Annotated in this window: 7 protein-coding genes; all 7 read left to right on the forward strand. The window is 67.6% G+C overall.

All coding sequences use genetic code 11. The annotated features are described in order from the left end of the window. Positions 1-224 precede the first annotated feature (224 nt). The 7 genes from QH283_RS10420 (at position 225) to QH283_RS10450 (ending at position 13,289) form a co-directional block, all read left to right on the forward strand. Positions 225-806, forward strand: coding sequence for a hypothetical protein (locus QH283_RS10420; protein WP_280502816.1), 582 nt, complete (start codon positions 225-227; stop codon positions 804-806). A gap of 4 nt (positions 807-810) precedes the next feature. Further along, positions 811-3,969 carry a type I restriction endonuclease subunit R gene (locus QH283_RS10425; RefSeq protein WP_280502817.1) on the forward strand — a complete coding sequence of 1,053 codons (3,159 nt, stop codon included), beginning with the start codon at positions 811-813 and terminating at the stop codon, positions 3,967-3,969. Positions 3,970-4,018: 49 nt separating this feature from the next. Further along, complete coding sequence (locus QH283_RS10430; RefSeq protein ID WP_280502818.1) at positions 4,019-5,596, forward strand: serine/threonine-protein kinase; 1,578 nt, start codon at positions 4,019-4,021, stop codon at positions 5,594-5,596. A gap of 255 nt (positions 5,597-5,851) precedes the next feature. After that, positions 5,852-7,621, forward strand: coding sequence for a protein kinase domain-containing protein (locus QH283_RS10435; RefSeq protein WP_280502819.1), 1,770 nt, complete (start codon positions 5,852-5,854; stop codon positions 7,619-7,621). A 366-nt stretch (positions 7,622-7,987) separates the two neighbouring features. Further along, entirely contained in the window at positions 7,988-10,915 is a 2,928-nt protein-coding gene (locus tag QH283_RS10440; RefSeq protein WP_280502820.1) for a DUF6531 domain-containing protein, read from the forward strand. 128 nt (positions 10,916-11,043) lie between these two features. Continuing rightward, complete coding sequence (locus tag QH283_RS10445; RefSeq protein ID WP_280502821.1) at positions 11,044-11,820, forward strand: transposase family protein; 777 nt, start codon at positions 11,044-11,046, stop codon at positions 11,818-11,820. Positions 11,821-12,155: 335 nt separating this feature from the next. Then, positions 12,156-13,289 (forward strand): IS701 family transposase, encoded by a 1,134-nt coding sequence (locus QH283_RS10450; protein WP_280502822.1) that lies wholly within the window; start codon positions 12,156-12,158, stop codon positions 13,287-13,289. The last annotated feature ends 175 nt before the right edge of the window (positions 13,290-13,464 follow it).

The following is a 13,464-nucleotide window of genomic DNA, read 5'->3' on the forward strand; positions in this document are numbered from 1 at the left end:
GCGGGACTGCCGCTTACGCGGAAACGGTGTCGCTGTCGCGATGGCCGGAGTTGCCACTCTCGCCAACCTCGCCCACGCCCGCTGACCCTGGCCAAGGGGCGGGTCGTCATCAGCGCGTCCGACTTACGGGACAACCCTTAGCAAGCCGTTACGGCATGGTCCGTTTGCGTCATGTCATTCGCAGTATCGAACAAGGATGGTCGCCCCAGTGTGAGGATCGCACTGTGACAGAGGGAGAGTGGGGTGTCGTAAAGGCTGGTTGTGTCAATGGCGGGCTATTCGACCCAGCGCAGCACAAGGCCCTACCCTCATCCATCCAGCCACGACGCGAGTTCAAACTTGCTCCGGGCGACTTGCTCATGTCCCGAGCGAGCGGCTCACCGGAACTGATCGGCAGCACTGGAGTTGTGCCTGAAATAAAGGATAACCTTCTGCTCTGCGACAAGATCTATCGCATCCACATCGACAAGCGACGTTCGTCCGCTCCCTTCCTTGCCTATGCTCTCCGCAGTCATCGCACGCGCCAGCACATCAAGATGGGAATATCGGGCGCCGAAGGTATGGCTAACAATCTTCCGACGAGTGTCGTCCGAGACTGCTTGATCCCTAAAGCCCCGATCGATGTCCAGAATGCGCAGTATAAAAATTTCGACCGCACTCGAGATCGAACCTCACAAGCTAGACGCCATATCGATATTTCGATCGCGCTCCTCACGGAACGGCGACAGGCCTTGATCACCGCCGCCGTAACCGGCCAATTCGACGTCTCCACCGCTTCAGGCAGAAACACCATCCAGGGAGTATGACCGCATGAGCCCGGTCCACGACGAACGCACCTTCGGCGACGCCATCGTCCACCACCTGACCGCCAACGGCTGGCACGCGGGCAACCCCCACGAATACCGCCCGGCCCTCGGCCTGGACGCCGGCGAGCTGTTCACTTTCATCGGCGCCACCCAGGCCGACGAGTGGAACGAGCTGGTCTCCTACTACGGCGACCCCGACGCCGCCCAGGAAGGCTTTCTGAGGGTTCTCGATCAGCAGCTCAGCGCCAAGGGCGTGATCGAGGTGCTGCGTTCGGGCGTGAAGGACCGCGGCGTCCGCATCCGGCTGGTGTTCTTCAAGCCGAACCTCGTCACCTCGGACGCGGCGCTGGACGCCTACCGCGCCAACCGCCTGACCGTGGTGCGGGAGCTGCCCTACGCCACCAAGCCGTCCGGGAAGGGCAATCGGCTCGATGTGGCGTTGCTGCTCAACGGGATTCCGGTGGCCACGGCGGAGCTGAAGAATCCGCTCACCGGTCAGACGGTGGAGGACGCGAAGAAGCAGTATCGCGAGGACCGCGACCCCACGGAGCTGATCTTCCGGCACCGGGTGGTCGCGAACTTCGCCGTCGACCCGCACCTGGTGTTCGTCACCACTCAGCTGAAGGGCAAGCACACCCGCTTCCTGCCGTTCAACACCGGCTCGGAAGGGCCGGGAAAGCCGGGCGGGGCGGGTAATCCGACGGTGCCGGGCAAGCATGCCACCGCCTACCTGTGGGAGCAGATCTGGCAGCGGGACAACTGGCTGGACCTGCTGGAACGCTTCGTCCACACCCACAGCTCGAAAGGCCCTTCGGGGAAGTCGACGCGCACCACCATCTTCCCGCGCTTCCACCAGTGGGACGCCGTCCGCAAGCTCACCGCGCACGCCGCCACCCACGGCGCGGGCCACAACTACCTCGTCATGGCCTCGGCGGGCTCGGGCAAGTCGAACACCATCGGCTGGCTGGCGCACCGGCTCACCGACCTGCACACCCCCACCGACCCGGCGCTGCTCGACCCGACGGCCCGCGCGAACGGCCTGGAGCCGGGGACGCCGGTGTTCGACAAGGTCATCATCATCACCGACCGGCGCAACCTGAACGCGCAGTTGCAGGAGACGGTCGGCGGGTTCGAGCGGGTGCAAGGGCTGGTCGTCGAGATCGACGAGAAGCGCGGGGCGAAGTCGGCGCAGCTGGCGGACGCGCTGTCGCGGGAGTCGGGGAAGATCATCCCGATCACCTTGCAGACCTTCCCGGCGCTGCTGGACTTCCTCAAGCGCACGCCCACCGAACTGCTGGGCGGACGGTTCGCGATCATCGTCGACGAGGCGCACTCCTCGCAGTCCGGTGACGCGGCCGCGGCGGTGCGGGCCGCGCTGCGGGATCTCGGTCTCGACGCCGACGACGACGAGGAAGGCGCGGCCGAGCTCACCGTCGACGACCGGTTGAAGCGCAAGGCGCAGGCGCGGGGGCAGGCACGCAACCTCTCGTATTTCGCTTTCACGGCCACGCCGAAGGCCAAGACGCTGGAGGCGTTCGGCACGCTGGTCGGCGACACCTACCAGCCGTTCCACACCTACTCGATGCGGCAGGCCATCGAGGAGGGCTTCATCCTCGACCCGCTGCGCAACTACACCACCTACAAGACCTACTACAAGCTGGTCAACGAGAACCCCGACGACCGGGAAGTGCCGGAATCGAAGGCCAAGACGCTGCTGGCGCGGTTCGCGGCCACCCACCCGTCGACGGTGGCGCAGCAGGCGGAAGTGATCGTCGAGCACTTCGTCACCCACACGCGCGGGCGCATGGGCGGGCGGGCCAAGGCGATGGTGGTGACCGACTCCCGGCGCAGCGCGGTCGCCATGACGCGCGCCATCCGGCACCACCTCGACATCACCGGCTATGCCGAGCGGTATCCCGATGTCGGTGTGCTGGTGGCCTTCTCCGGCACGCTCGACTACGACGGCGAGGAGACCTCGGAGGAGAAGGAGAACGACGGGCTGCGCGAGACCGAACTCCCCGCCGCCTTCGCCTACACCCGCGCCGACGACATCGCGACCCGCTCCGGCGGTCCGGGCAGGCCGGAATACCGCATCCTGGTGGTGGCCGAGAAGTACCAGACCGGCTTCGACCAGCCGTTGCTGACCACCATGTATGTCAACAAGTCGCTCAAGGGCATCGCGGCGGTGCAGACGCTCTCGCGGCTCAACCGCACCCACGAGCGCAAGAGCCAGGACGACCTGGTGGTGCTGGACTTCGTCAACGACGGCGAGGACATCCAGAACTCGTTCCGGCCGTATTACGAACTGGCCGAGGCGATGCCGACGGACCCGAACCTGCTCTACCTCGCCCAGGACAAGGTGCTCGCGCCGCCGATCCTGCTGAGCACCGAGATGCGGGAGTTCGCCGACGCCTACCTGCGGGCCGAGGAACAGGCGGCGGGCTCGGCCGATGTCTGGCAGAAGCTGCACGCCGAACTGTATGTGCACCTGGCGCCCGCGGTTTCGCGCTTCACCGCGCTGCTGGACAGCGACGACGAGGAGGACACCGACACCGCCGAGGAATTCCGCTCGGACCTGCGCGACTACGTGCGCAAGTACGGCTTCCTCGCCCAGATCGTGCCCTACCGCGATGTCGAGCTCGAACAGCTGCACCTCTACGGCAAGCACCTGCTCAACGTGCTGCCCCGGCGCGGGGACGGCGGCGTCGACATCGGCGAGGTGGATCTCAGTTACCTGCGGGTCCAGAAGATGGGCGAGACGGATCTTTCCCTCGACGCCGAGGGCGCGGTCACCCTGCCCGGCTTCGGCGACGGCACCGGCGGGGCGCAGGAGCCGGAGAAATCGCTGTTGTCGGAGCTGATCTCGCAGTTCAACGAGAAGTACGGTACCGAGTTCACCGAGGAGGACGTCGCCAAACCGTTCCAGCAGGCCGTGGACGACGACGGTGTGCAGCTGGCGGGTCTCGGCAGCCGCAACGAGGAGGAGTTCCAGGGCAAGTTCGTCGAGGTCTTCGAAACCAAGATGCTGGAGAACTTCGCCACCCAGCAGGATCTCGGCCGCCGCTACTTCAGCAAGTCCGACCCGTCGTTCAAGGAGACGCTCAACAAACAGCTCGGCCGGGCGGCGTGGCGCATGATCAGAAGGCAACACGGCGCGGCCTGACCGCGCCGCCCACGACAGGCCCGCGCGGCCACACATCTCAGGGGACGGAATGCGGGAGCGGATCGACGGCCGCTACGAGCTGACGCAGCAGATCAGCTCCGGCGGCATGGGGTCGGTGTGGCGGGGCTTCGACAGCGTGCTGGATCGCCCGGTGGCGATCAAGCGCATCCGATTGGACATGGTGGACACCGGCGAGGTGGCGGCCGAGTTCACCGAGCGGTTCCGCCGCGAGGCCCGGGTCACCGCCAAGATCCGCCACCACGGGGTGCCGCAGGTCTACGACGCGGTGCTCGACGCCTCCTTCGACAGCGTCTACCTGGTGATGGAGTACATCGACGGGCACCCGCTGCGCGACTACATCGAACCCGGCGCCCAGCTGCCGCTCAGCTGGGTGGCCTCGGTGGCCGCCCAGATCGCCACCGTCCTCTCGCACGCGCACGCCCTGCCGGTGGTGCACCGCGACCTCAAGCCCGACAACGTCCTGCTCACCGCCGACGGCTCGGTGAAGGTCATCGACTTCGGTATCGCCGCCCTGCTCGACGGCAGCGCCGCCGGACTCACCCGCACCGGCCAGCAGATCGGCACCCCGCGCTACATGGCGCCCGAGCGCATCCACGGCCACCAGGTGACGCCGCGCGCCGACCTGTACGCGCTGGGCTGCATCATCCACGAGATGATCGCGGGCATACCGCTGTTCGCCGGTGACTCCCCCTATCTGGTGCAGCACGCCCACATGGAGGAGCCGCCCGCGCCGCTGCGGCAGCTGCGCACGGACGTGCCCGCCGAGTTCGAACAGCTAGTGCTGGACCTGCTCGAGAAGCAGCCCGCCCGCAGGCCCGCCGACGCCTACACCGTCTACGAACGGCTACTGCCCTTCCTGCCCGCCCCCGGCAGCGACCTGGCGCCCGGCGAGCACTACCTGCCGGGCCTGCCCGACCCGACCCGGATCTTCCGCCGCCCCAACGCCCCGCTGGAAACCTCCCAAGTCGAGCCGACCCGCGTCCACGTCCCCGCCGTCGTGGCCGAGCCCACCGCGCCACTCACCGACCATCATCTCGCCGAGGCCATCGACGGCGCCCGCCGCCAGTACGAGGAGCTGCTCGATCAGGCGCGCTTCGCCCAGGCCGCGGAAGCCCTCGCCGCCGTCCTCGACAACGCGGCCGAAGCCCGCGGCCCCGACAACGCCGACGTTCTCGGGATGCGCCGCGACATCGCCGCCGCCTGGGCGCTGTCCGGCGACTACCGCCGCGCGCACGCCGAGCTGCGCGCACTCGCCGAGGCCTACCGCAGGGTGGAGGGCCGGTACAGCGAATCCGCTTGGGAGGTCCGTGCTTTCGCCGCCCGCTGCCAGATGCAGCTCGGCGAGATCGACGAAGGTCTCGACGCGCTGCGCGCGCTGCTCGACGAGGTGGTCACCTACGACGGCGACAGCTGCCCGCTGGCCCTCGAACTGCGACGCGACCTCGGGGAACTGCTGCTCGGCGTGGGCGACCTGGACGGAGCGGCGGAGCTGCTCGAAACGCTCGCCGCCGACCTCGAGGTGTTGCGCCTGCCGGACGATCCGCTGGCGCTCGAAGTCGCCGATCAACTCGCGCAACTGCGGGAACTGCGCGACGGCAGACCTTGAGACGTTCCGTCTCCCCACGGTTCGGAGCACGACATGACCAGAGCCATCGATCGCACCCGCCGGGTGATTCCCAGCCCGCTCGCGAACAACCCGGATAAACCTTCGGCTCTCCCGACGGCTCGCTGTTCGATATTCTGCGGAGCGATCCGGCGCTGGAGGTGTCGGGCACGAAATATATTGGTGGTTAGCGAAATCGGCGTCTGAGGACGGGCCGCGCGCGGACGCGATTCGGGTGACAACCGAGCGGGGGCGGGTGTGGTACTGGACATCGGCGGGGAGTTCGCGGGGTACCGGATCGAGCGGGTGCTTGGCCGCGGCGGGATGGGTGTGGTGTACCGCGCCACGCACCCGCGGCTGCCGTTCAAGAAGGTGGCGCTCAAGATCTTCGATTCCGGTTCTGCCTCGGCGCGGCAGCGGCAGCTGTTCGAGCGGGAGGCCGATCTCCTCAGCATGCTCACGCACCCGAACATCGTGGGGGTCAACAATCGGGGCAGCGTCGGCGAATTGCACTGGATCGAGATCGAATACATCGACGGTCCCGACACCGGCGAGATCCTGCTCGAGGCGGGGGGCGGGCTTGATCCGCTGCGGGCCGCCGGCTTCATCGCCGATGCCGCGGCCGGCCTCGACTTCGCCCACCGGCACAAGGTTGTGCATCGCGACATCAAGCCGTCCAATCTGCTGGTCTCCACCGTCGAGGGACGGGAGCGGGTGCTGGTGGCCGATTTCGGCATCGCTCGCAGCCTCGACGAGGAGGCCACCCGCACCAACGGCGATTTCGAGTACTCACCGCACTATGTGGCCCCGGAGCGGTTCTACAGTTCGCTGCCCGACCATCGCTGCGACATCTACTCCCTCGGCGCCACACTGCACCGGCTGCTCACCGCGTCCCACCCGTATCCGAACCGCGGCGACCGGGAACTGATCGCCGCGCATCTGCACGAGCCGGCGCCGGTGCCGACCCGCATCCGCCCGGAACTGCCACCGGCTATCGACTCCGTGATCGCCACGGCCATGGCCAAGGAGCCCGGCGATCGGTATCAGAGCTGCGCCGCCCTGGCCGCCGCCGCCCGTGCGGCGTTGACGGGCGGAAGGGTCGCCGAGGTCGGCCGGGCCCGGGCAGCACCGTCGGCCGGCAGCGGCCCGGTCAGCGGGGACGAGACGGTTGGCGGCGAGACGGTAGGGGACGAGGCCGTCGGCGGCGAGACCGTCGGAAGCCGAAGCGCCGGCGACGAGCCCCTCGGTGGCGACGTCGGCGATATGCCCCACGACAGCTCGACCGCGGGCAACACGACCGAGGGTACGGCGACCCGCGGCAGCACGACCCGCGGCAGCACGACCCGCGGCAGCTCGACACGCGGCAGCTCGACCCGCGGTGACGAGACCCGCGGTGACGAGACGACCGGCCGCAGGACCGCCGACAGCGAGCCGGACGGCAGCCGAGCCGACGGCGGCGAGATCTCCGACTCAGCCGAAACCGTTGCCGGCCGCCACAATGGGGACGCCCCGGCCCGGTTCACACCCCGCCGGGCGGGGATGCTCGGCGCGGCGGCGTTCACCCTCGTTCTGCTCGTCCTCGCTGCGGGCTGGGGGTTCGTCGTCCGGGGCGATCCCGAGCCGCCGCCGGGCACGGGAGCGGTGATCCTCGACGGTGCGCCCTCGACCGGCTACCTCACCGCCCGATGCCACTGGATCGTCCAGCGCGCCGCCGACGACGGCACCTACCTGGAACTGCCCAGCGGTGACAGCTCCCGGGACGCGCCGGACTGCATCCTCAATCTCGGCGACCGCACCCACGCGGTGTCCACGGTGCAACGCGCGATCGCGCTGTGTCATCAGATCCCCGTCGACGTGTCGGGCGTCTACGACTCCAGCACCAAGTTCACGATCCAGCAGCTCCAGCGGGCCGCGGGAGTCGAAGCCGACGGCATCTACGGCCCGCAGACGCGCTCCGCGGTGCTGCGCTGGCCGCTATGGCGGGAAGAGAACGGCGGGTTCGCGGGAACATGCCGGAGCGTCGGATGAGCGGCGCGGCGCCGATCGATGTGCGGGTGCTCGGACCGGCGCTCCTGTTGGGCGGCGGTCGCAGGCCCGCCCTGAAGGAGGGCCCGCGCCGAGGCGGTCCTCGCCGCGCTCGCGGTGGATTGCGGCGCGTTGTCCCCCCAGGAGATCGGGTCTGGGGCGAGGAACTACCACCCACCTATCACAGCAACGTGCAGGACAAGGGCCGATGACGGCTGTCCTGGCGCTGCCGACCAGGGGCGCAGTTCGGGGTTGACGCTGGTGAGGTCTTCCGACCTCATTTCTCCCTGCGCCGCAACGGTATTGTGAGTCGAGTTCTTGATCGAAGCGACTCCGCGGGGACGGTGTCGTTGTTCGCCGGGGGGCACGATGGCTGGGGATCAGTCGAATTCGTTGATCGCCGAGGTGGAGGATTCCACCGAGTGGTACACCGGCATCTCGCTGGTCGAATCGGTCACCGATGTGGGGCAGGCGATTTCGTCGGGGTCCTGGGTGGAGGCCGGGCTCGGGATGGCCGCGATCGGGGCCGAGGCCGCATCGTTGGTGATCGACCCGTTCGGCACGCTGGCCGGCTTCGGCGTCGGATTCCTGATCGAGCACGTCGAGCCGTTGCAGGAAGCGTTGAATTGGGTCGCGGGTGATCCGGATCAGATCACCGCCTATGCCCAGACCTGGAAGAACGTGTCGTCGAGTCTCGAGGACACCGCGGCAGCGCACAAGAGCGCGGTCGATGCGGACATCACCTCCTGGACCGGTGCGACAGCCTCCGCATATCGGGCGCGGGCGGCGCAGACCTCGGACGCGTTGAACGCGGCCGCGGCAGCGGCATCGTCGGCGGCCTCGGCGATCGAGATGGCCGGGGCGATCGTCTCGGCGGTGCGGATCACGGTGCGCGACATCGTCGCCCAGACAGTGGGGCGGCTGGCGGTGTGGGCCGCCGAGGCGGTGTTCTCACTCGGCGTCGCGACACCGCTGGTGGCGGCGCAGGCCGCGACGTATGTCGCCAAGACGATGACCACGATCTCACGGCTGTTCAGCAAGCTGGCCAAGACGATGTCGCAGCTGACGCCACTGCTGGCCCGGTTGAAAGGGGTGTGGCAGGCGATCGTCCGCACCTTGAGCAAGTCGGGGAAGTCGACGCCGGCCGGCGCGCCGAAGAACCGATCGGTCGACACCACCACGAAGCCGTCGAACGCCGACACTCCGAGCAGCACGGACACACCGACCAAGCCCACCGACACCTCCACCAAGCCCGCGGGCACGGACACACCGACCAAGCCGTCGAGCACCGACACACCGTCCAAGTCCACGGACTCCCCGTCGAAGACCGACACCACGCCGTCGAAGACCGACACGACACCGTCGAGCACCGACACACCGTCGAGCAAACCGTCGTCGGACAAGCCCACGGACCGGTCGAAGTCCGACGACGGAGTGGGTGACGACGCCAAGAAGGACGGACCGAAGAACACCCAGGACGACAAGGACGTCACCGAATGCAACGACCCGGTCGACGTCGCCACCGGTGAGTTCCTGCTTCCCGAAACCGACCTGACTCTGCCCGGCGTACTGCCGCTGGTGCTACTGCGCCGGCACCGCTCCGACTACCGCTACGGCCGCTGGTTCGGTCCCTCGTGGTCGGCGACCCTGGACATGCGGGTCGTGGTCGAAGCAACCACGGTCACCTTCATCGGCGAGCACGGACTGCTGCTGGTCTACCCGCATCCGCAACCGGATCACCCCGTCATGCCGAGCAACGGCGGCCAGCGCTTCACGTTGGCGCGCACCGACACCGGCGGATACCAGGTCTACGACCCGGACCGGGAACTGACCTGGCATTTCGACCCCGATCCTGTCCTGCGCGGCCTCGACACCAGGCTCGGCAACTACGCCATCACGGCCGTCACCGACCGCCACGACAATCGCATCGGCTTCCACTACAACTCCGACGGGGCCCCGTCGGAGATCACCCACACCGGCGGTTACCGCGTCCGCGTCACCACCGCCGACGATCGCATCACCGCCCTCGCGATCATCGGCGCCGCCGACTCCGACGACGAAATCGTCTCGTATATCCGTCGTTTCGAATACCAGGCCGGAGAACTGGTCGCCGTCACCAACGGCTCCGGCGCGGTCACCCGCTTCGCTTACGACGACGCCCACCGCATGCTCTCGTGGACCGACTCCAACGGCAACAGCATGCTCAACACCTACGACACCGACGGCCGAGTCGTCGCCCAGCACGGCAACTCCGACGTCCTCAACGCCACCTTCGACTACTTCACCTTCCCCGACGGCACCGGCTCCCGCACCGTCCACACCGACTCCCTCGGTGCGCAGACCACCTACGTCTTCGACAACGACCTACGCCTCGTCGAACACATCGACCCCGTCGGCGCACGCACCCGCACCGACTACAACGACCTACGCCACCCCACCCGCGTCATCGCCCCCGACGGCGCGATCACCACCTACCACTACGCCGACGACGCGGCCACCCTCACCGCGATCACCCGCCCCGACGGCGCCCGCATCGAAATCACCCCCCCCTCCCCCAACCGCCCCGCCACCGTCACCGACGTCGACGGCTCCACCCGCCACCAGGAATGGGACGACTACGGCAACCTGATCGCCACCGTCGACCACGCGTGCCTGCGCACCGAATACACCCACCACCCGACCGGCGCAGTCGCCACCGTCACCGAACCCACCGGCGCCACAACCGAAATCGAAACCGACCCCGCCGGCCTGCCGACCCGCATCACCGACCCCCACGGCAGCACCACCACCATCGAACGCGACCACTTCGGCCGCCCCGTCGCCGTCACCGACCCCCTCGGCACGACCACCCGCTACACCTGGTCCGGCGAAAGCAAACTACAACGCCGCACCGACCCCGACGGCCACCACGAAACCTGGGCCTACGACGGCGAGAACAACCTCATCGCCCACGTCGACCGCGCAGGCCACATCACCCGCTACCTCTACGGCACCTTCGACCTGCTCACCCAGCGCACCGACCCCGACGGGGCCGTCACCCGATACGAGTGGGACACCCAACGCCGGCTCACCGCCGTCCACAACCCCATCGGCGACACCTGGCACTACACCTACGACCCCGCCGGACGCCTTGCCGGCGAAACCGACTACAACGGCGCCGCCACCACTTACACCTACGACGCCGCCGGCCGCGTCGCCACTCTTACGCCGGCGACCGGTGTCACCCGCTATCGCACACACGACGCCCTCGGCCACCTCACCCACATCTACGCCGATACCGGGGAATGGCTTCACTGAGCCATTTTCATCCTGCATGGATCATGTTGGTAGCCAACAGGACTGAGCTGGGGTGCCTGCACTGGACACGAGGAAGCCCTTGGTAGAACGGCAGTCGACCAAGACATGCTGTACCCCAAGGGCTTCCGATGCTTTTCTACCGTTCCATGCTGCCGTTGTCACACCAGACCCTCGCATTCGTTGCCGGGGTCATCCGCCGCCACCGCCGCGCGATGGGCTCGGCGTGGCGCAAGCTCGCCCCAGGCCGCCAAGCCCTGCTCGTGCTCGCCCACCTACGCAAAGCTGAAACCTACGCCGCTCTCGGCGCCGGGTTCGACATCTCGACCACCACCGCATGGCGCTACGTCACCGAGACCGTGGAACTACTCGCAGCCCGAGCGCCGAAGCTCCGGATGGCTTTGCGGCAGGCCAAGGCCGACGGGCATGCCTACCTGATCATCGATGGCACCCTCATCCCGATCGACCGGGTCGCAGCAGACCGGCCGTACTACTCGGGCAAACACCGCAAGCACGGGATGAACGTACAGGTCATCGCCACCCCGGACGGCGACATCGTGTGGACCTCGGGTGCATTGCCCGGCAGCGTCCACGACTCGAAAGCGGCCTGGATCTGGCAGATCGTCCATGAGCTACACCGGTGCGGACTGATCATATTGGCGGACAAGGGATACCACGGAACTGCCGGCCTGCTCAGCCCGTACAAGGGGCGCAACAAGCCGGACTCACAGAAGCAGGCCAACCGCACTCATGCCCGGTTGCGGAGCCGCGGCGAACGCGCCATTGCTCAGATCAAAGCCTGGAAAATCCTCCACAAGCTACGCTGCTGCCCACACCGGACCGGACAACTGGTCAGCGCCATCCACGTGCTTCAAGACCGCGAACTCCGCGCCACCGCGCAAGGATGAAGAAGGCTCACTGTGGGGGCTGATAGACGACATGATCGACTACAACCGAGAAGACCACGAGGGCATGTTCAGTTACATCGCGGCTGCCCTCCGGGAATACGCAACATATCACGAAGAGGCGCGTCGATGTTCGATATGCGCCGCTTCGGGGCGGTACAACGTCAGCAGATGAGTTGTCTACCGGTCTATTCCCCGGACAGCAGCCGGTCACCGCCACATATGTCCGCACTGCGGCCGCAACGATCACCAGCTGGTCGGATTCCAGAAATTCGACGGCCCGGCGTCCTTAATACTGCAACGACACTCGCATGAGTCGATGCTGGTAGATCTGTGGTGTGGTGTTGGATCGTGCTGTGGCCGAGTTGGATTCGTTGATGACACGGGTCGGTGCCCGGTTCACCCGGTCCGAGCCACGGGCTCGGGCCCGGGAGTATGTTTCGGGGCTGGTGGCCGGGTTGGAGCGGAAGAACGGGTGGACTCTGGCCGAGCATGCCGGTGAGTCGGGTCCGCAGGGGATGCAGCGGCTGCTGCGCCGAGCGGACTGGGACGTCGACGGTGTCCGTGACGACGTGCGCGCCTATGTCGTGGAACGGCTCGGAGACCCCGAGGCGGTGCTGGCCGCCGACGAGACCGGATTCCTGAAGAAGGGCGTGCGGTCAGCGGGGGTGCAGCGGCAGTACTCGGGCACGGCGGGGCGGACGGAGAACTGTCAGATCGGGGTGTTCCTCGCGTATGCCTCGCCGCGCGGGCACGCGCTGATCGACCGGGAACTGTATCTGCCCGAATCCTGGACCAGCGACCGTGAGCGTTGCCAAGCCGCGGGTATCGCCGAGGAGGTCGGGTTCGCCACGAAACCACGGCAGGTGATCGCGATGCTGGCCCGAGCCCTGGACGCCGGGGTGCCGTTCGCGTGGTTCACCGCGGATGAGGCCTACGGCCAGGCCGGTTACCTGCGTGAGTGGCTCGAATCCCGCGACGTGTCCTATGTGCTGGCCACTCGCTGTGATCAGCGGGTGGCCACCCGCGCCGACCGTGTGGCCCGGGTCGACGAACTCGTCACCGAGTTCGCGGCCGGCACCTGGCAGCGGCTGTCGGTGGGTGCCGGTGCGCACGGACCCCGCGAATACGACTGGGCACGCCGCCAGATCGACGGGCCCTGGATTCGTGGACGCGGGCACTGGCTGCTGGCGCGGCGCTCGATCAGCGACCCCACCCGTATCGCCTACTACCTGTGTTACGGGCCGGCCCGCTCCCGCCTGGTGGATCTGGCGTTCACCGCCGGGTCGCGCTGGCATATCGAAGAAGCATTCCAGCAGGCCAAAGGCGAAGCCGGGCTCGATCACTACCAGGTCCGCAGCTACCGGGCCTGGTACGCCCACATCACCCTGTCCATGCTCGCCCTCGCCTGGCTGTCGGCGTCGAAAGCGATTGCCACAAAGGGGGATACACCGACACTGGTGAAGACATGATCGCTCTCACGCTACCGGAGATTCGACGCCTGCTCGTCGCCCTGGTCCTGCCCCGCCACCACGACCCCGGCCACGTCTGGGCCTGGTCACGATGGCGCCGCCGACGACAACACCAAGCCCGGCTATCCCACTACCGGCGACGAGGCCACCCACTCACCTGAGTGTCGTTGCAGTA

The organism is Nocardia farcinica, from assembly GCF_029867845.1.
Lineage (GTDB): Bacteria > Actinomycetota > Actinomycetes > Mycobacteriales > Mycobacteriaceae > Nocardia > Nocardia farcinica_A.